This is a genomic window from Flavobacterium sp. T50_26, assembly GCF_057652995.1.
Map to the genome: position 1 here is coordinate 134,178 of NZ_JBYFCC010000005.1, position 20,050 is coordinate 154,227.

At 33.4% G+C, this 20,050-nt stretch carries 23 protein-coding genes and 1 tRNA gene; 8 read left to right on the plus strand and 16 right to left on the minus strand.

Annotated features, from left to right (window positions below):
* The first annotated feature begins 62 nt into the window (after positions 1-62).
* Positions 63-329, plus strand: a complete 267-nt coding sequence (locus tag AC23MC_RS04520; protein ID WP_487567227.1) for a hypothetical protein — start codon at positions 63-65, stop codon at positions 327-329.
* A gap of 124 nt (positions 330-453) precedes the next feature.
* A tRNA-Thr gene (locus AC23MC_RS04525) sits at positions 454-527 on the plus strand.
* A 165-nt stretch (positions 528-692) separates the two neighbouring features.
* Here AC23MC_RS04525 and AC23MC_RS04530 read toward each other — a convergent pair.
* The 13 genes from AC23MC_RS04530 to AC23MC_RS04590 form a co-directional block, all read right to left on the minus strand.
* Positions 693-1,460, minus strand: coding sequence for a hypothetical protein (locus AC23MC_RS04530; RefSeq protein ID WP_487567228.1), 768 nt, complete (start codon positions 1,458-1,460; stop codon positions 693-695).
* 163 nt (positions 1,461-1,623) lie between these two features.
* A complete protein-coding gene (locus AC23MC_RS04535) occupies positions 1,624-2,208 on the minus strand; it encodes a hypothetical protein (RefSeq protein ID WP_487567229.1) in 585 nt (194 codons plus the stop codon).
* 584 nt (positions 2,209-2,792) lie between these two features.
* On the minus strand, positions 2,793-3,512 hold the full coding sequence (locus AC23MC_RS04540) for a DUF4369 domain-containing protein (protein WP_487567230.1): 720 nt from the start codon (positions 3,510-3,512) through the stop codon (positions 2,793-2,795).
* A 29-nt stretch (positions 3,513-3,541) separates the two neighbouring features.
* Positions 3,542-4,846 carry a DUF819 family protein gene (locus AC23MC_RS04545; protein WP_487567231.1) on the minus strand — a complete coding sequence of 435 codons (1,305 nt, stop codon included), beginning with the start codon at positions 4,844-4,846 and terminating at the stop codon, positions 3,542-3,544.
* Positions 4,847-5,103: 257 nt separating this feature from the next.
* Positions 5,104-6,963 (minus strand): M61 family metallopeptidase, encoded by a 1,860-nt coding sequence (locus AC23MC_RS04550; RefSeq protein WP_487567232.1) that lies wholly within the window; start codon positions 6,961-6,963, stop codon positions 5,104-5,106.
* Positions 6,964-7,067: 104 nt separating this feature from the next.
* On the minus strand, positions 7,068-8,462 hold the full coding sequence (locus AC23MC_RS04555) for an alpha/beta hydrolase family protein (RefSeq protein ID WP_487567233.1): 1,395 nt from the start codon (positions 8,460-8,462) through the stop codon (positions 7,068-7,070).
* Positions 8,463-8,534: 72 nt separating this feature from the next.
* Entirely contained in the window at positions 8,535-8,819 is a 285-nt protein-coding gene (locus AC23MC_RS04560) for a TIGR03643 family protein (RefSeq protein ID WP_487567234.1), read from the minus strand.
* 71 nt (positions 8,820-8,890) lie between these two features.
* Positions 8,891-9,166, minus strand: coding sequence for a TIGR03643 family protein (locus AC23MC_RS04565; protein WP_112087161.1), 276 nt, complete (start codon positions 9,164-9,166; stop codon positions 8,891-8,893).
* A gap of 103 nt (positions 9,167-9,269) precedes the next feature.
* Positions 9,270-10,094, minus strand: a complete 825-nt coding sequence (locus AC23MC_RS04570) for a sterol desaturase family protein (RefSeq protein ID WP_487567235.1) — start codon at positions 10,092-10,094, stop codon at positions 9,270-9,272.
* A 36-nt stretch (positions 10,095-10,130) separates the two neighbouring features.
* On the minus strand, positions 10,131-10,769 hold the full coding sequence (locus AC23MC_RS04575) for an alpha-ketoglutarate-dependent dioxygenase AlkB family protein (protein WP_487567236.1): 639 nt from the start codon (positions 10,767-10,769) through the stop codon (positions 10,131-10,133).
* Positions 10,770-10,800: 31 nt separating this feature from the next.
* Positions 10,801-11,511 (minus strand): aquaporin Z, encoded by a 711-nt coding sequence (gene aqpZ, locus AC23MC_RS04580; protein WP_487567264.1) that lies wholly within the window; start codon positions 11,509-11,511, stop codon positions 10,801-10,803.
* Between the two features lie 15 nt (positions 11,512-11,526).
* Positions 11,527-11,883 (minus strand): DoxX family protein, encoded by a 357-nt coding sequence (locus AC23MC_RS04585; RefSeq protein ID WP_487567237.1) that lies wholly within the window; start codon positions 11,881-11,883, stop codon positions 11,527-11,529.
* Positions 11,884-11,971: 88 nt separating this feature from the next.
* A complete protein-coding gene (locus AC23MC_RS04590) occupies positions 11,972-12,862 on the minus strand; it encodes an EamA family transporter (protein ID WP_487567238.1) in 891 nt (296 codons plus the stop codon).
* A gap of 214 nt (positions 12,863-13,076) precedes the next feature.
* On the opposite strand from AC23MC_RS04590, the gene AC23MC_RS04595 reads away from it, so the two are divergent.
* Positions 13,077-13,670, plus strand: coding sequence for a murein L,D-transpeptidase catalytic domain-containing protein (locus AC23MC_RS04595; protein WP_487567239.1), 594 nt, complete (start codon positions 13,077-13,079; stop codon positions 13,668-13,670).
* 2 nt (positions 13,671-13,672) lie between these two features.
* Here the strand turns inward: AC23MC_RS04595 and AC23MC_RS04600 are convergent, their stop codons facing one another.
* On the minus strand, positions 13,673-14,587 hold the full coding sequence (locus AC23MC_RS04600; RefSeq protein ID WP_487567240.1) for a LysR family transcriptional regulator: 915 nt from the start codon (positions 14,585-14,587) through the stop codon (positions 13,673-13,675).
* 305 nt (positions 14,588-14,892) lie between these two features.
* Here AC23MC_RS04600 and AC23MC_RS04605 point away from each other — a divergent pair, with 305 nt between their 5' ends.
* The 5 genes from AC23MC_RS04605 to AC23MC_RS04625 all read left to right on the plus strand — a co-directional run bounded on the left by AC23MC_RS04605 (position 14,893) and on the right by AC23MC_RS04625 (position 18,732).
* The gene (locus AC23MC_RS04605; RefSeq protein WP_487567241.1) at positions 14,893-15,195 is read left to right on the plus strand and encodes a hypothetical protein; all 303 of its coding nucleotides are present in this window, start codon (positions 14,893-14,895) and stop codon (positions 15,193-15,195) included.
* The gene (locus AC23MC_RS04610; protein WP_487567242.1) at positions 15,182-16,024 is read left to right on the plus strand and encodes a DUF6671 family protein; all 843 of its coding nucleotides are present in this window, start codon (positions 15,182-15,184) and stop codon (positions 16,022-16,024) included. The genes AC23MC_RS04605 and AC23MC_RS04610 overlap by 14 nt, the downstream gene beginning before the upstream one ends.
* Positions 15,987-17,018: an L-threonylcarbamoyladenylate synthase gene (locus AC23MC_RS04615; RefSeq protein ID WP_487567243.1), complete on the plus strand. Its 1,032-nt coding sequence runs from the start codon at positions 15,987-15,989 to the stop codon at positions 17,016-17,018. The genes AC23MC_RS04610 and AC23MC_RS04615 overlap by 38 nt, the downstream gene beginning before the upstream one ends.
* A complete protein-coding gene (locus AC23MC_RS04620; protein WP_487567244.1) occupies positions 17,018-17,980 on the plus strand; it encodes a sodium-dependent bicarbonate transport family permease in 963 nt (320 codons plus the stop codon). The genes AC23MC_RS04615 and AC23MC_RS04620 overlap by 1 nt, the downstream gene beginning before the upstream one ends.
* Positions 17,981-18,069: 89 nt before the next feature.
* On the plus strand, positions 18,070-18,732 hold the full coding sequence (locus AC23MC_RS04625; RefSeq protein ID WP_487567245.1) for a hypothetical protein: 663 nt from the start codon (positions 18,070-18,072) through the stop codon (positions 18,730-18,732).
* A gap of 126 nt (positions 18,733-18,858) precedes the next feature.
* Here AC23MC_RS04625 and AC23MC_RS04630 read toward each other — a convergent pair whose 3' ends face one another.
* Both AC23MC_RS04630 and AC23MC_RS04635 read right to left on the minus strand, forming a co-directional pair.
* On the minus strand, positions 18,859-19,254 hold the full coding sequence (locus tag AC23MC_RS04630) for a DUF2721 domain-containing protein (protein WP_487567246.1): 396 nt from the start codon (positions 19,252-19,254) through the stop codon (positions 18,859-18,861).
* Between the two features lie 121 nt (positions 19,255-19,375).
* Entirely contained in the window at positions 19,376-19,957 is a 582-nt protein-coding gene (locus tag AC23MC_RS04635) for a hypothetical protein (protein WP_487567247.1), read from the minus strand.
* Between the last annotated feature and the right edge of the window lie 93 nt (positions 19,958-20,050).

A 20,050-nucleotide genomic window follows, 5' to 3' on the forward strand; every position in this document is an offset into this window, starting at 1 on the left:
TAATTTGTGGCTTTTAATAAATTTTTGCGTACTTTTGCACCGCAATTAAAATTTAAATAAAAATGGCAAGTATTAGAAATTTGAAGAAAGACATCAATTTTGTGATGGGCGATATTATCGAGGCGGTTTATATCCATGAAATGACTACAACAGGAAAACCAACTGAGAAATCAAGTGCGTTAATTGATGAGACCATCAGTACTTTTGATGCTTTAATCGCTAAGTTAAACGATAAAAAAGTAGAGAACAGAAGAGCACATTTAAAACAACTAGAAAAAGATTTAGAAGCGTCTGCTATTCAATTAGTTGAAAAAGTAAACGCACTTTAATCTATTTTTTTGATAAAAAAAGTGCCTTTTTCTTTTGGAAATTTGATTTTCAAAATTATATTTGCACCATAAACGAGTTCACTGAACACCAATTAAAATAAATGTTAAGTGAAGTAATTGAGACGCCGGTGTAGCTCAGCTGGCTAGAGCAGCTGATTTGTAATCAGCAGGTCGTGGGTTCGAGTCCCTCTATCGGCTCAATTTTTTTGAAAGGATAACTTCGGTTATCCTTTTTTTATGGTTTAAAGTTAGAAGTACTTTTGTATTAATTTCTAATAACCTTTTTATAATAAGCGACTTTTGCAATGTAATTAAGTAAATCTTCTTTTTCGTCACACGAAGGGATTCGTGCGACAGCGGAGGTTAATCATATAGCCAAATATTTATTTTATCTGATGGAATTGGATGTTCAATTTGCTTTAGAAGTATTTTAAATGTTTCCTGGATTTCTATTTCATCATCAATAGATAGCATTAAACGTAATAATATCCAAAACTCAACCTGATCAGCGGTTAAATAAAATTCTTTTATTATTTCTTCTCCTTTTAATAGCTTTATTTTGAATTTTCTTTCAATAGAATCAAACTCAAAATTTATTTCAAATCTATCTTTGTCATCAGTTATTTTAAATTCATACCATACCGAATTAGATTTTCCTGATACCGAGCGTATAAAAAGGTCAGCAACATCTAAAGCTTCTTTGACTTCTACTATGCTTGGTTTTTGATAAAAATGCTCTAATTTATTTCTTAATGTTCTAAATTTTGAAATTATTAAGCTAGGTGCAAGGTTTAATGCATTTATTATTTGGAGTTTAATAGGTATATCAGCTTCAAATTCAAAATATTTAAGAAAAACTTTTACTATTGGATTAAAATTGTCTGAAGAATTTACTAATATTTCAAATATTTCATCAATTTGACAATCGATTGCTCGCTTTGAGTTTGTTAAGCTATTTATATAACCACGGTCATTATTTTCTTTTAAGTCTTCTTTTGCAAATCTTAAAAAATCTTTTGGTGAAATATCAAATTGTTGTTTTTCAAAGCTAGTTCCCTTTTCTCTTGAAATATATAATTCGGTCAAATCAAGTTTGGAATAAGTAAGAATTTCTAATATTAATAAACTCATAGTATTGTCATTTTGGGCTCTTATCGCCTAACGTTTGGTATATGGGCTGTGGCGTATTTCGGCACAGACTTTTCCTGATAAAAACTGGCTTTGGAAAATCCGCAGGATTTTCCAAGTGTGGACTGACCAAGCCATAGCTTATATACGGTGTTGCCACATGTTTTTATTTTTTTTCCATTACTATCATTCCGTAAGTATATTTTCCTTTCGGCAATCTGTCACGAAACTTTGTAAAATTTTCCCAAAGATTAAATTCAGAGTTAATTGATTTTAATATCTCACGAACTTTTAGGACTTCGGGAATTATTTTGTCTTTATAATAATAATCAGATTCAGGTTCCCAATATGAGTAATTCCGTTCAGTTGCGTTTTTTATTACGGAAAATGAGATTGTTGTTCCATCCAATCCTTGAATGCAATTCACAACATCTTTGCAATCTGGAATATTTTCAAAATCCTCACTTTTTAATTCGGTCATCAGTTTTTCTACTGTCGAATTCGGGATTTTTATTTTTTGAGTAATTAATTTAGTCCGATATTCTTTTCGATTTGCTTTCCAAACAGAGTTTGTCAAACTTCCATTAAATTCTCCATTTTTAAATTCAGTCAGTTCTACAATTTGGTAATCGTCAACTTGAATTCGATAAATTCTTGTATATAAAATACTATCATATTCGGTCAGTTTTAATTCCGATTTCCAATCTGTTTGAGCAGACGAAAACATTGAAGTTAAGACTAAAATTGTCAATATGTAAACTGTTTTTCTCAAATGTGTGGCAACTCGTGTATATGTATAACAAAATCATACTATTGCACCCAAATTCGGATAGATTTGTATGATAATCATCGTACTCTATTATAATGCAATATATTAAATAAATTTAGAAATCAAATCTCTTTCTATCACAGATTTGCGTGAGGGATAGCAGCGGAAAGCCCACAGCCACGACGGAGCTTGCGGAGTTGTGGCGAGGACTTGCAGCGAATAGCCCGACCCGGAGCTCGCGGAGGGGCACGCCCAAGTTTTTGGTGGGGAGTTGATAGTTTTTAGTAGGGAGTTGGTAGTTTGGAGTTAGGAATTTCTGGTTTCAAGTTTCAAATTTGCTTCGCCAGTCGCCTGATAGGCTCGTGTCAAGTTGAGAAGTGTTAAGAAGGAGATGTTTGCCAAAATGAAATCCTTTTCAATCCAATATAGCGAAGCTATCAAAATCCGTGAAAATCTATTTAATCCGTCAAATCTGTGTTCCATTAAAGCGAAGCGATTTCAAGAGTTTCAAGTTTTGGGAATAAAAAAAAGAGAAAACATTTCTGCTTTCTCTTTCTTTAAATTTTTTATTGTTCGTCTTTTCGTCGTTCTTCAATGAATTTGGTGAGCATTTTGCCGTATTTGGAATTGGCTACTTTGGGCGACATTGATTGCTGAATGGTGTCTAAGTATTTTAGGTTGGCATCGTGCACTTCTGATAACGCGATATAGGGACTTACTTCGTAATCCTTTTGGGTTAAGGCAAAGTTGATGGTGTATAAATATTTGCGTTTGATTAGTTTTTCGTTTGCAATTTGAATGCTGTCTATGCGTTCTTGGTTGCTTTCTTGGGTGGCTTTGATTTCTTTTTCTAATAGCACTAATTGTTCGTTGGTGAATCGGGAATTGATTTTGAGGAAATCTTGCAAAAGGTCATGGTTTTTGGATCCTTTTACTTGGGCATTGGCATAGAATGTTTCTAACGAGGTTTCGATAGAAATGTTTCCGGGTTCGGCAAAAACCACTAAATTATTGTCTAACGAGTTCGACTGTCCGCGGTCTAAAAACAAATACAACATTTCGGGCGAATCGATTTTTAAATGGCTTTCAAATTCTGATTTTCCGTCGAAAATGATGGAATCCATAACCACTAAAGTGGAATCTTGAAGCATTTGGATGTATAATTTTCCTTGTTTTATTCCTTTTACATTTCCTGTAATGTGGAGGTTGGCATCGCTTTTGGTTTCTTCTTTTTTACAAGCGATAAACAGAGTGAATGCTACGAAGAGCAATACGGATTTTTTCATTTTTTATTGAATCGATTTTTGTTAGTTTATTAAATTGGTGCTGCGATTTCCATGAGATATGCCGAGAGTAAGGCACCGTAGGTTCCAATTACGTAGCCAAATACAGCCAATAAAACACCAACACTGGCTAAGGATGGATGAAAGGCTGAGGCAACTATGGGTGCAGATGCTGCTCCGCCAATATTGGCTTTGCTTCCCACGGCGAGAAAGAAAAACGGAGCTTTGATTAGTTTTCCGACGATAACGAGTAAAAGTACGTGAATGGCCATCCAAATCAGACCCACAACTAATAGTCCGGGATTGCTGAGGACGGAACCTAAATCCATTTTCATTCCGATGGAAGCGACTAAAATATAGATGAACACACTACCAATTTTGCTTGCACCGGCACCTTCGTATTCTTTGAGTTTGGTGTAGGACAATAGAATTCCTAGAACTGTGGCGAAGGTAACCATCCAAAAGAAGCGGTCACCGAACGTGGAAACGAAGCTAGTTGGGTCGTTAACGGCTTCAAAATTTGCCTTTAGAACATCTGAAATAGAGTTACTTCCCCAATGTGATAGTCCGACAGCCGTGAAAGCAATTCCCAAAATAATCATTAAATCGGTTAAACTTGGGTTTCTGGTTACGCTTGCGGCATAGGTTGATACTTTATTTTTTAATTCTTCTATCGAACTGTTATCGGCTTTAAACCAATTGTCAATTTTTTCTTTTCTTCCAATTCCGAAAAGGAGAACGGCCATCCAAATATTTGCAACGACGATGTCTACTAACACCATTGCTCCATATTTTTCTTGATTGTATTTAAAAACTTCGAGCATAGCAGCTTGGTTTGCACCACCGCCAATCCAGCTTCCTGCTAGGGTGGAGAGTCCACGCCAAACGGCATCAAAACCTGCACCACCAACGGTTTCCGGTGAAAAGATGGACACGATTAATATGGCTATTGGTCCGCCTAAGATGACGCCAATTGTTCCGGTGAAAAACATGATTAGTGCTTTTGGACCTAATTTGAACATGGCTTTTAAGTCGATGCTCAACGTCATTAAAACTAAAGCAGCGGGTAATAAATAGCGACTGGCCACAAAATAGATGGATGATTTTTTGGTAACGACTTCGCCATTTTCACCAATTTCACTCCATTCCGGCGAAATGATATTCAGCGAACTAAATATAGAAGGCAGCAAATAGCACATTAACAACGACGGGAAAATAACGTAGAATTTTTTCCAAAAACCTTCTTTGATGGAAGAAGTGTAAAAGACAAATGCCAATAAAAACAGTAATAGTCCAAAAACGATGGTGTCGTCTGTAATGTACGGTGCGTTTTTCATTCTTTTAATTTGGGTGCAAAATAGGTATTTTTTTGAAAATTATAGGGTGTTTTTTTTAGTTAGTTGTAAAAGTTGGCCACGAATTCACAAATTAAATTTGCATACAATGAATGTGATTTGTTCCTATTCGATAAAAATTAATTGAAATCAAATGTGAAATATAATAATTCGTGAATTCGTTGTAAATGTGATTAGCTAAAAAAAAATCCCTGAAACTTTTGCTTCAGGGATTTCTATAAATTTATTTTTTTTCATTTTTAACCTTTTAGCCAAGCTTCGCGAAGTGCTTTTTTAGATTCGTCGGTGGCTTGATAACCGTCTATTTCATCCATTGGTAATTTTACAGTTCCTTTTAAGGTTAGTTCTTTGTCTTCTCTTTTGATTACGAAAGTTACCGGATCATTTTCTTGCCAAGACATGCTTCCGATAATCATATCGTAGATATTGTCAAGATTGTATTTAGTGTCATTAATTGAAACAATGATGTCTCCACCTTGTAATCCGATTGATTTCATAAAGTCATTTAATTCAATTCCGGGAAGAACGATGATTTCTTTGGTGGTTGGGTTTACTGTGATGTATGGTGATTGTCCTTTTAAGAAAATATTACCTGGAACTTGAATCTTAGTTTTCGATACACCTACTTTTCCAAAGAATTCTTCATAATTCAACGGTGTACTTCCTGAAACATATGTATCTAAAAATGTTCTGATTTCAGGATAGGTCACGGATACAATTTTATCAAACAATTCGCTGTCTTCAAATGGTTTTTCGTTACCGTATTCTTTGGAAAGTTTTTGCATTAAATCTAAGATTCCGCGTTCGCCGTTGCTTAATTCTCGTAATTCAATATCTAAACACATGGCAATTAAAGCACCTTTTTCATACACATTTAAGTAAGCATCTTTGTATTCTTTTTTCAAAACTTCGGCACTCATTTTAGTGAATGGCATTGTGTCACTAAATCGTTTAGAATTAGTTATTTTTCCAGCCATTCGTTGATAGAATTCATTTTCATCAATTAATCCTTGATTTACTTGAAATAAGTTTGCAAAATATTCAGTAATTCCTTCATACATCCATAAATGTTGCGACATTTTTGGCGTATTGAAATCGAAAAAATGAATTTCTTTTGAATGAACACTCAATGGTGTAACGATATGAAAAAACTCATGCGAAACTACATCTACCATACTTTGATTTAATTGTTCAGCATCCATTGCTTCAGGAAAAACAACAACTGTGGAAGTGTTGTGTTCTAACGCTCCAAAACCTTTGGCGTCTTCTTTTTCATAATCGGATAAATAAAGCAGAATGGCATATTTTTTTGTGTTGTTGATTGGTCCTAGGAATTTCTTTTGAGCCTTCATCATTTTTTCCATTGCCGGTTTAAAATCTTCGGCAGAATAAAGACCGTTTGGTGAATGAACACTGATAATGATTTCCATGTCATCTACCATAAAAGAAGCACTTTTGTTTTTGGTGTACATAATTGGATTGTCTGCCAATTCTGCATATCTGGAAGCTTTAAAAACATCAACTGCATCACTTTTATCTAAATCTACCATAGCAGAAGCACCATGTAAATTAGTTGGTTTAGTGATGGTTAATTGATAAGGGAGTTCGTTCAAGTCTTTGAAATAGCCCACAAAGGCGTGTGTGTTAATCACAAAATTTTCGCCTTCTAAAATGTTGGTTCCAGCTGGTGAAAAAATATCGCCTTGACCAAATTCGGTTCCGGTTTCAGAATCGTAGGTGTCATTGATAAAGTAAGTTACTTTAGCAAGTTTTTTAGCGTCTTTAATTACCCATGAATTCTCGTCCATTTTGGCAACAGAAAGTTCTTTTCCTTTGGCATCATAGGCTTTGAAATTTTCCACATAACGCCCGTAGTCGTCTTCAGAATAGGTTCCGGGAACAATTTTAGGAAGGAAAAAAGTAGTTTCGTTGGTTTTAATTTTTGGTGGAGTAATTGTAACAGAAACCCTGTCATTGTTGACTTTAACTAAGTCTAATGCAACATGAATTTCGTTTTTTTTGTTTTGTGCTAAACTTGCACTGACATTTATTAATAGAAACGCACTTGAAAGCACAAGTGATAAAAATGATTTTCTCATGAATGTTAATTTAGTGTATGAGTAGGTTATAAACTTATTTTGTTACAAATAACAACAAAAAACGCCTTATTAAAAAGCGTTTTGATGTTAATGGTTTGATAAACTTATTTAGTTTGTACTAAAATCCAATCTTTTATATCGGTTAAAACTGTTGGTGAGAAAGTTTGTTCGATAGAACCATATTCTTCGGTTGAACCGGTTACAGATTCCTGAAAAAGATGATTTAATTTTGGATATTCTTTAAATTTTACTTTTTTGTTTCCGGCTTTATCTAAGGCATTTTTTATTCCGAGCATATTTGATTTTGGCGGTACTTGTAAATCATTTTCTCCATTAAGTACAAGAACCGGACATTTCACTTTTTTTAGATATTCTTCCGGTTTAAATCGTAAAAAATTTCTAAACCAAGGAAAGGAAACACTTTCAATTTGTTGATTAATCATTTGATTTTTATCAGTATCACTCAAATTGGCAAATGACGGATCGTTCATAAATTGAGTTTTAAAAACGTTTTCTAAACCGGATTTTAATTCATCATTGTTTTTGTCACTTTTTACCAAATCATAAATAAGTTTATTTGTTTTTTGAGTTTCAGCAATTTGATCTTCCGTTGCACCACTTACTTTGGTAATTAAATAGGTTTGTTCCATAAGCAACTCGTCACACGGAATTCCTGGAGCAGCAAGAAGCACAATAAAGTTGATATTTTTGTCTTTGGAAGCAACAATTGGAGCAATCATTCCGCCTTCGCTATGGCCAATTAGACCAATTTTTTTGAAATTTACGCCCTTTTTTGTTTTGATAAAATTCACAGCCGCTTCGATATCAGTAGCAAAATCATGCGTAGTTGAAGTGGTAGGATCTCCGCCTGATTGTCCAACACCTCTGTCGTCTATTCTTAAAACACTAATGCCATTTTTAGTTAAATAATCGGCGATTACCCAAAATGGTTTATGTCCTAAAATTTCAGAATTTCGGTCTTGTTGACCACTTCCTGAAATTAAGATAGCAACCGGAAAATTATCCAATTTAGGAGAAGTTAAGGTTCCGCCTAATGTAATTTTGTCTTTTTCATTTACAAAAGTGATTTCTTCAACTTTATAGTCAAAAGGAGGTTTTGGTTCTTGAGGTCGTTTTGCTTTTTTAATTTCAGTTTTATTTCGACTTAAATTCAATGGTAAATTTTGACCATTTTGAGAAAAAATACCTTCAAATTCATTGGAAGCATTTAGCTTTCCGGAATAGGAAAAATTGGCTTGATCGAATTTGAAAACCAAGGTTTTATCTGCAAAAGTAACAGATGAAAGCGGAATTCCTTTTGCATTTTGTTGTGGAATATCCATGGTTCCGCTGTAGATTGAATTAGTTGCAATGAAATCAAAACTAAAATGAAGTTCAGATCCCATGACGCTAATTTTTCCATACCATTTTCCGGAAATGTCCTGAGAAAAAAGTGTTGAAGAGAGTAAAAAGCTAAGAAGAATTAATATTTTTTTCATTTTTATAATCATAAATAATTGAGATTATAAATTTATAAAAATGATTACGTTAAAGCTTCTTTTTATGTAAAATTATCTTTTAGAGATTTTATTGTGGGTAATTTGTCGTTGCAACGTGCATTTGAATCGATCAATTCCGCTTTCACGCAATTTAGCGTGTTTAGTTGTTCTGCCTTGTACGCGTTCACGCCACATTTTAAAACTAGACGATTTCATTTCTTTTCGCATAATTTCGATGGTTTCTTGTTCAGAAATTCCGAATTGAAAAGTGATGGCTTCAAACGGAGTTCTGTCTTCCCAAGCCATTTCGATGATTCGATCGATTTGAATGTCGTTAAATATTTTAGTAGTTGGCATGACTTTATTTTATTACAACAAAGAAACATTTTAAATAAAAAAACTCTTGCTGAACAAGAGTTAAATTTTTATTAATCAAATTTATTTTTGATGTAATATTTTCCTTCTAAATCATCATCAAAGTCGTCGATGACAGGTTTTGGCTTGGGTTTGCTGGCCGTTACCTTTTTTTTCCACAGCTCAAAATTGTCTTTTGATAATTTTTTACGCATAATTTCGGTTACTTCATTTTCTGAAATTCCGAATTCAACTTTTAATACTTCAAAAGGTTTTTTTTCCTCTTGAGCCATACTAACTACTCGTTCGAGTTCTTCGTAAGTCAGTTCCACTCTTTTACTTTTTTTCATTAGTTCAAAAGCACAATTAATGTTTGTTTTTTTAGTTTCATTTTATCAATCAATATTACTAAAAAAATAAATTACTTTTTCAAAAGACGTCATTTTTTTTTAGTTAAAGTTCAGGAGAACGTGATTTTTGAAATGGAATTTTCAACAAATTCATTAATTCATTGTTTTCTTCCGGTTTCATATGTGTATCAACTCCGTAAACAATTTTATCTCTTTCGAGGTACGAATATGTGCCAAAAATTCGATCCCAAACAGAAAAAATATTCCCGTAATTACTGTCGGTGTATGGTAATTTGTAATGATGATGCACTTTATGCATATCCGGAGAAATTATGAAATAGCTCAATAATTTATCTACTTTTTTAGGCAAAGGTATATTTGCATGGTTAAATTGTGAAAAAACAACTGAAAGCGATTGATAGAGAAAAACCATCCACATCGGACTTCCAACAATCAAAACGCCAAGAACTGTAAATATAAATCGAATGACGCTTTCACCGGGATGATGTCGATTGGCAGAAGTTGTGTCAATCCAAGTATCGGTGTGATGAATGAGGTGAAATCGCCATAAAAACTTGACTTTATGTTCAATTAAATGCACTAAATAGGCTCCGATAAAATCTAATAATAACAGTCCGACTAATGTATATACCCAAATATTCATCTCAGGCAACCATTGTAAAATTCCGAAATTTTGTTGAATAGCAAGGTCAGCAGCTAATAATAAAATGAAAGCCATCACAAAATTAACAACAATGGTGGTTACGGTAAAAAAGATATTAATTCCGGCATGATTTATTTTGTTGTATTGAAATTTGAATAGCGGAAAAGCATTTTCAATCAACCAAAAAACGGCAATTCCACCAACCAAAATTAATCCTCTGTGAAGGGATGGAATGGTTTCAAAATAATCGATAAGCGTTGTCATTGAAATTTTTTTACTAAAGTAACGAAAATATCAAAATTATTTAATGATTCTAAAAGTCAAATTAACACGTTCTTTAATTGGCCTTGCTGTTTTTGGGATTTGATGTTTCCAAAAATGTTGCGTAGTTCCTTTCATTACTAACAAACTGCCGTGTTCAAGAGTGATTTTTAATTTAGCATCTTTGATTGAATTGTGTTGCAAATGGAAGCTTCTTTCAGCACCAAAACTCACAGATGCAATGACGGGATTTCGACCTAATTCTTTTTCATTATCGGAGTGCCAACCGTTACTGTCTTTTCCGTCACGATATAAATTCAATAAAACGGTTGTGAAATTTTCTTGACTAATCTCTTCAATTTCATTTTTAATATACATCAATAACGGATTCCATTTGTGAGGATGCATCACGATATTTGAGTAGGAATAGGTTTTTCCATCATTACCATACAAAGCGGTGAGTCTAGGCTGAGGATGAGTTTTACCGAAAACAGTAATAGTATCTTGCTGCCAAGGAATTTCGTTTTTTAATTTTTCGAATAACTCATTTGCTTTTTCCATAGAAAAAAAATCAGGATAATATTCTATCTCGGCATCGGGCAACTCAAAAATAATTTTCTCTTTGGGAAAAAGTGATTTCATTCCGTAAATATAAAAAAAAGCGACAGAAATATCCATCGCTTTAGAGAAATCTTAATATTGAAATTTGTTAGTTTTCGTTGTTTTGTAATACGTTTTTATATATCAATCCGGCAACTACCGCCCCTAAAATGGGTGCAAGCCAGAATAACCAAAGTTGCATCAAAGGTTCACCACCGGTAAAAATGGCTTGAGATGTTGATCTTGCGGGGTTTACAGATGTATTGGTGATTGGAATGCTGATTAAATGAATTAAGGTTAAAGCCAAACCAATGGCTATTCCGGCAAATTTTCCATTTGCAAATTTGTCAGTTGCTCCTAAAATCACTATTAGAAAAAACATTGTTAAAACAAATTCTGCAACAAAAGCAGACGCCATCGAATAGCCTGTTGGCGAAAAAGCACCATAGCCATTGGAAGCAAAGGCACCTGCTTTAGTATTGTCAATGCCTAAGAAGCTGTCCTGTCCGTTCATGATAAAATATAAAGTTCCTGCGGCAGCTAATGCTCCAATGCATTGAGAAACAATGTAAGGCACTAACTCTTTTTCATCAAAACGTCCACCAGCCCAGAGACCAAAAGAAACAGCCGGATTGAAATGCCCGCCTGAAATATGACCAACGGCATAAGCCATGGTTAAAACGGTTAAACCGAAAGCTAATGCTACACCGGCAAAACCAATTCCTAAATCTGGGATTCCGGCTGCAAAAAGAGCACTTCCACAACCGCCAAAAACCAACCAATAGGTTCCGAAAAATTCTGCAAATAGTTTTTTCATAATTGTTTGTTTAGTTAATTAATTAGTATAGAGATATGCCCAAAATAGCAAGACGAGTTGAAGAGGTAGTCGGATAAAACGCACCCATTTAGGTAAACCTAAACCTGCTTTATCATTTTGGAACATATATAAATTGGCGGGAAAAACCGCTACTAGCAATAGGATAATTCCCCACGCAGCTATTATAGATGTTTGAGGAATACAAAGAAGAAAACCCAATATAATTTCTGCAATGCCGGAAATTGTATTGAGTAATTTTGGTTTGGAGAAAAAGGGAGGGATGATTTTTAAATACAATCTTGGATTGCGAAAATGATTAATTCCTGCAACAACATATAGTGCTGCCATAACATACAAATGCCAAGATAAATTCATAACTCAATCTTAAGATTAAAGCGAAATTATGAAAATAAATGTTAATATTTTAAATTAGTAGAACTAATTCTACCAAAATACATCAATTTTATTTTTTGAAATTGATATTCATGATTACAATTGCAAGAATAATCATTACAATACCAATCCATTGAGATAGAATTACTGTTTCGCTTAATAAGAAATATGCCATTAAAACAGAAACCGGTAATTCAATGGAAGCAACAATACTACCTAATCCAATTCCTGTATGAGGAAATCCGGCATTTAAAAGCATCGGTGGGATGATTGTTCCGAAAAGAGCCAAAATAATTCCCCATTTCAAAAAGATTTCAAAATTAAATGGTGTGTTTTGGGTTATCAAAGCAAAAATAAAAACAATAACTGCTCCACCTAAAAGCATATACAAACTTCGTTGTGCCGATGAAATGCCTAATGAAACTCGATTAGCGGTAAACATCGTGGTTGTAAAAGAAGCGGCGGCTAAAATTCCCCAAAATAAACCTCTCCAGTCTAATTCAATTTCATTTTTTAATAAGTTGGTTGCTAAGACAGTTCCGAATAAAACGATTATGACAGCTACTATTTTTTGAAGAGAAGGAAGTTTTTTATCTAAAATCATTTCTAATAAAACGCCCATCCAAACGGTTTGCATTAATAAAACAATTGCGATTGAAACATCAATGTAACGAACACATAAATAGTAAAAAACGCTTGTCATTCCCAAGGAAGTTCCGGCAAGCATTAAGTGAAACATATTCTTTTTTGTTGCTTTTACAGCGGTGTTATCATTTTTAATCCGTTGAAAAGAGTTGATAATCAAAACACCAATGATACCCAAAACAAATTGAGCGGTGGTTACTTCTGCAGTGGTGAAATTTTCTTTATAAGCAAGTTTAACAAAAGTGGCCAACATACCATAACTCGTGGCACCCAATCCAACTAAAAAAACTCCTTTTAAAACACTGTTTGTCGACATAATTTAATTTTTGAAAAGCCGGCAAAGATATGGAAAAGTTGTTAGTTGCGGTAGGAAAGTTTAAGGTTTCAGGTTTTGAATTGTTACATTCAAGCGAAGCGTCTTTGTGCTCTTCGCGAAATCCTTTGTGGTCTTTGCGGTTAAAAATTAAGGATCATGTTTTTTGTATAGATAATACTATTTCGAATAATTTTAAGTTACAATAAAAAAGTCTATGAAAAAGTTACTTTTACTTTTCGTTTTAAGTTTGGTGTGTTGCAATCATACGCAACCAGTTGACGTTACAAAAGATTACACGTCCATTCATAACGAAGCATTGACTTTTTGTAAAGAAAATCAAATGAATCAGGATTTTTATTTTTTTATTGATATGAGTATTCATTCAGGTAAGAATCGCTTTTTTGTCTATGATTTTAAAACGAAGAAAGTCAGCCATCAAAATATAGTAACGCACGGAACTTGTGATGTTTTTGAAGCCAATTCGGAAAAATATAAAAAAGCCAAATTCAGCAACAAACAAGACAGTCATTGTTCAATGAAAGGCAAATTCAAAATAGGCAAACGTGATTACAGTTCGTGGGGAATTAACGTTAAATATTGGATGCACGGTTTAGAATCTTCTAATAGTAATGCTGTAAAAAGAGTGGTGGTTTTGCACTCGTGGCCTGCAGTTGCTAACGAAGAAATTTATCCGAGATATTCTCCGTTAAGTTGGGGTTGTCCTGCCGTTTCAGATGAATTTATGCAGCTTTTGGATGAAAATTTAAAGGCAGTTGAACAACCGGTTTTGATGTGGATTGTGGAATAATTCTAAATCCATGAGAATTTTTCGTTCATTATTTTTGCTTTATTTTTCAACAAATAATCAGTAAATGCGGTTGCCACCGGAGAGAGATTTTTTTGTTTTAACCAGATTAAACTCCAAGTCGATTTTAATGGCAATCCTTTGATAGGGATAATATGTAAATCTCCATTATTTAACTCATTCTTAATTCCAATTAATGGCATAATCGAACATCCCAAACCGGCAATAACAGCTTGTTTTACAGCCTCATTTGAAGTTAACTCCATCTTTTTGACCAATTGAAGCTTGTTGGATTCTAAAAATCGCTCCATCACTTGTCTGGTGCCGGAACCTTTTTCTCTATAAATGATAGGAATATTTTCGATAATCGATTTATCATTCATTTTTTCCGAAAAAATATACTCTTTGTTTCCTACAAAGTAGAGTTTGTTTTCCATCAAATCAATTTTTTCAAAATCCATATTTTCAGGTAGAATGGAAACTAGAGAAAAATCTACTTCATTATAATGTAAACTTTCGATAACTTTTAGTTTGTTAGTTACATCAAGTTCTAGTTCTACAGCGGAATTTTCTTTTAGAAAGTCGGCAATGAAATAGGGGATTACATATTTTCCTGTAGAAACCACAGATATTTTTAAACGCCCCGATAATTGTCCTTTAAACGAGGAAGTTTTATAGTTTATCGCTTGAACTTCATAAACAATTTTTTGTGCTGCAAGGGCAATTTCTTTACCAAAATCGGTTACATACAACTGTCTGCCAATTACTTCTGTTAATGGAATATCAAACTGATCCTGAAATTTTTTCAATTGAATAGAAACAGCCGGTTGGGTTAAATGCAACGCCTCAGAAGCTTTAGTAATGCTTTTTGTTTCTGTAATCTTTAGAAAGATAATTAATTGATGTAAGGTATAATGCATAAATATTGTTTATGTATTTCATTACAAATATAAATAAAAATATATGAAATGTTTTAAAGAAATTTGCACTATTAAATTTTATCTAATGAAAAAAATAATTAGTAAATACGGTTTAATCTATGCTTTAGTTTGGCTTTGTACAGGTTTAATAGCAACCTTGTTGCAACCCAACAATATTATTTTAAATTTTTATTTAGGACTCGGAATCTTGTTTACACTCTATTTTTTCAAGTCCAAGAAACTAAAAATTGAATAATCGAATACTCTAAAAATCTAATAATCGAATAATTTAAAAACACATCACAATGAAAACAAATTTAAACTTCGATCTCATTAACGGAACATTTCAACCTGCAGAAGCCAAAAATGTTTTGTTTACATTAATTAAAGATAAAATCAATTTTCATGAGCTAGAAATGTTTAGTGCCTATGAAAGGTATGGAGTGGAATTACCTCATTCTAAAAAAAGAGTAGCTGAGCTAAAGGATGCTTTACTTAAAATTGATGAAACCATCAAAGAATTTGAAAAAGCAAATGCTGATATTCAAATTATTGGAGCAATTGAAATTATAGCTGTAGAAAAGAAGGAAAAACATGAAGTTTTTTAATGGTAGAAACCTCATCATTGCCACAAAACACCAAAAAGAAAAAGTGATTATGCCATTAGTTAAAGCAAATTTGCTCGTTGATGTTTTTGTGCCGTCGGATTATGATACGGATAAGTTTGGTACTTTTTCAGGCGAAATTTCCCGAACCACTAATGCGTTGGAAGCAGTGCGAAAAAAATGCCTTGATGCGATGAATCAATATGGTTATGATTTAGGAATTGCCTCTGAAGGTTCATTTGGTCCGCATCCAAGTTTGTTTTTTGCACAGGCAGATGATGAATTAATCATTTTGATTGATAAAAAAAATCATCTTGAAATTGTTGCTCGTGAGTTAAGTTTAGAAACTAATTTTTCCGGCGAGAAAATACAGTCTTTCGAACAATTGATTGCGTTTGCCAAACAAATTCAATTTCCAACACACGGTATAATTTTGAAAGATGATCAAGAACATTTCAAAATAATACATAAAGATATTTCTGATTGGGAACATTTGAAAATATACTATGATTCTCTTATCGAACATTCGAATGAAATTTGGGCAGAAAGTGATATGAGAGCCCATCGGAATCCAACCCGAATGATGATAATAGAGAAAGCAACACAAAAGTTAATAGAAAAACTCGCTTCACTTTGTCCAAATTGTCAAACACCCGGCTTTGATGTGAATAAAGTTGTTAAAGGTCTTCCTTGTAAATGGTGCAAATCACCCACTTCGTCAACATTAGCCTTACGCTATGCGTGCCAAAAATGTAGTCATACAACTCTTGAAAAATATCCAAATGGTAAAAACTATGAATCACCCGAATTCTGCTCTTACTGCAATCCCTAACAAAAAGGGGATTATAACAAAGTCTGTTAAAAAAGCGGCTTTTTACCTAAATAAAGGTGATGTAGTAGCAATGCCCACAGAGACTGTTTATGGGTTGGCAGCCTCCATTTATAATGAAAATGCTTTAAAAAAAATATTTGAAATAAAAGAGCGGCCCTATTTTAATCCGTTAATTGTTCACATTGATTCATTACAATCTTTAAGTAAAATAGCAGTCAATGTACCCGAAGTTGCCTACCGATTAGCCGATAAATTTTGGCCGGGTCCGTTAACCATGATTTTTGAAAAGAACAAATCAATTTCAAACTATGTTACAGGCGGCAAGAATACCATCGCTGTACGAATGCCTAATCATCCGCTTGCATTGGAATTGATAAAAACAGTTGATGTTCCTTTAGCTGCACCGAGTGCTAATCCATTTGGTTCTATAAGTCCAACTTCAGCCAAACACGTTGAAAAATATTTTAAAAGCACACTAGAGGTAATTCTCGATGGTGGTTCTTGTTCAAAAGGAATTGAATCAACCATCATCGGTTTTAAAAACAATGAAGTACTAGTTTATCGACTTGGTTCACTTTCATTAGAAATGATAGCGTCTGTGGTAGGTAGAATTATAGTAAGAAAGTATAATCAAAAGAACCCGATTGCCCCGGGAATGCTTGACAAACATTATGCTCCAAAAACACCAATGATTTTATGCGATAATCCCATCAAAACAGCATCAAATTTAATTGGGAAAAACATTGGCATTATTACTTTTGATAAAAAATCACTTTGTACAGATTATCAAATTGAAGTTTTATCACCAAGTGGTGATTTAGAAGAAGCAGCAAAAAATCTTTACTCAGCTATGCACAAATTGGACGATAAAGGCTTTGATTTACTCATCGCACAAAAGTTTCCAAATGTTGGTTTAGGAAGAGCCATTAATGACAGACTGATTAGAGCCTGTAAAAAAGACACCAATTTTACACCCAATAATATATTTATCTAATGAATTTAGATCTTTTACTACAAAACTTAACAAACCCGGCTCTACTTTTTTTTGTGCTCGGAATTTTAGCGGTACGATTTAAAAGCGATTTGGAAATTCCGAATAACTCTTCAAAGTTCATTTCATTGTATCTTTTGTTTTCAATCGGATTCAAAGGTGGTCAAGAATTGACTCATAGCGAATTGACATTTTCTGTAGTATGGGCTCTTCTTTTCGGAATAGTTGTTGCCTGCTTGATTCCGTTGTATACATTTTTCATTCTAAAAAGAAAACTGAGTATCGAAAATTCAGGAGCAATTGCCGCAGCTTATGGCTCAGTAAGTGCAGTAACTTTTGTAACAGCAGTTTCATTTTTAGAAATTCAGACGATTTCGTTCAGCGGACACATGGTTGCGGTCATGGCTTTAATGGAAGCACCCGCAATCATTATTGGCGTGATATTAATTCGCTTTTTCGGTTCAAAAGAATCTTGCAACGGAAATTTAGGTTCTATTCTCAAACATTCGTTTACCAACGGAAGTGTTTTTTTAATACTAGGAAGTTTGCATATTGGGTTTTTGGCAAGTGACAAAGAAGCCATGGGAATTAAACCATTTACAACAGATATTTTCAAAGGATTTCTAGCCATTTTTCTTTTGGATATGGGAATTGTATGCGGAAAAAAAATAAACGATTTTTTAAAAAGCGGATGGTTCACTGCTCTATTTGCCATTTTGATTCCTTTATTCAATGGCGTTTTGGTGGCAGTGCTGAGTCAATTTGTTACAGATAGTATTGGCGATCGATTTATGTTTGCAGTGTTAGCCGCAAGTGCTTCGTACATTGCTGTCCCGGCGGCTATGAAAATGGCGGTGCCAAAAGCAAATCCTGGGTTGTTTGTGCCAATGGCATTGGCGGTTTCGTTTCCATTCAATATTACTATAGGAATGCCCATTTATCTTTCAATAATTACTTGTTTCTAAAAAATAACATATAAATTTTAAACTATGGCAAGAGTAAAGCAAGCTAAGAACAAATTAAAAACAATCAAATAATAAATAATTGTAAAATCATGAAAAAAATAATCGTAACAACAGTAGCCGCATTTGGATTTTTAATAACCTCGTGCAATCAAATGACGGAAAAAGTGAAAGAAGAAGCACAAAATACAGTTACACAAACCAGTGAACAAGTTCAAAAAGTAATAGACGATTTAGGTTTGGTATATGTAGAAGAAGGTGCTCAAAACATCATAACCTATGAAGAAGTGAACGCTGCTCAACAAGCTTGGTGTGATGCTTTGGTTAAAATTGGTAAATTAAAAGAAGAAGGGGGTGATTACAAAGCTTTTGCAGAACAAGTTTTGTCAGACGCTTATAATTACGATAACGGAAAAGTATTTTTTAAGCCAACTTTAGCTTTTGGTGACCAAACCTTCAGAAACACAAAGCAAGGTGCTTTGGCTTATTTTGTGGGTGGTGATTCGGAATTTCCAAACGACAAAGGTTTTGCTTTAAAACCATGGGTAAAGGCTCGTTATGATAATGCCGGAGAGAAAAATGAAGGAATTCAAATCTATGGTTCAGTAGCCATTACAATGGGAAATGTTTGGGTAACAGATAAAGACGGTAACGAAGTGATGGTAGATAAAACGTGGGTTTTCAGAAAAGGGAAAGACGGTAAATTAAGAATTATTGTGCATAAATCTTCTTTGCCGTTTAGCCCCGGTAATTAGTTGTTAGTTATTGCAGAAAAGGCTGAAAGTAAACATTCTTTTGGCCTTTTTATTTTTATATCTAATGAGTTGATATACAGAGCTAAAACACTTACTTTAAGTTAATCAATTAGTACTTTCAATTATTTAATTCTTATCCACTAAATCCTTCAAATGCACTCGCAACGCTTTCACAGAAATACTAATTTCCCAAAATGAAATTCCTAACGAAATCAGTAAAGCCAATAAACTTCCTCCAAATAAAATTATACCCGGTAATTGGTATTCAAAAAACAAAACCAGCATCGCAAAAACCGACAAAAACAAACTCAACACACCGGCCAATTGCATATAACGAATCAACGTTAACCTTAGGTTTAAATTCGCAATTTCAATCAAAATGCTTTTGTTCTCTTTTTCGTCATACGTCTTTTTTAAACCACGTACAATTTGAGCAATGGTTAAAAAACGATTGGTATACGCTAATAATATCAACGAAGTTGCGGAAAAGAGTAGGGCGGGAGTGTCGATGGTTAGGGTCATAGTGAGGTTGCGGGTTTAAAGTTGCGGGTTTCGAGTTCAAAGTTCGTTAATCTTTGTTCAACATTCAACATTTAAATTGAAAATTACTTTCTGAAGCAACTGTGATCAAAGTTTTAAAATTTTATTTCACACTAGGCCATATAAATGAGCCAAATTCAAAATCAGATAATTTTGGAATACTATTTTTTAGATATGGAAAGTTATAAAATAAATTTTCATTTGATTCCGGATCTACTTTATTTATGTAAATTTTTTTATCTCGAAAGTCGATCTGTCTAAAATACCTAAAATAATCATTTTTATCATTTTCATTATAATAAAGTAAGTCAAAATCATAATTGTCATAAACGAAACTAAAGTAATAGCCAATTTTATTTCGGTGAAAAAGTAGTTCAATTGAATTGTCTTCTTCTTTATGCCCAAAAATTGCTAGGTAAAATTGTTCTGAAAAATTCTCTAAATTAACTGATTCAAAAATTAATTTTTTTGAATTACATTCCTTAATTATTTCATTTTCATTATAAAAATAAATTGTTATTTGTAAGGAAGAGTACCCTTCACCTTTTTCTAAAGTACAATAAGCTTTATCCAAAGAACTATTTTTATCAAAATCATAACTAAATTCTCTAACTCTTGAAATTCCATACTGAGAAAAAGCATACGATGTCGATAAAAAATAGCAGAAAGCAATAATATATTTCATTTTTAAAAAGACTTAATATTACAATACGTTAAATATCGTAAAATATTGTAATAAAAAAACCTGCAAGTTTTCACTCACAGGTTCAGTCTTAAT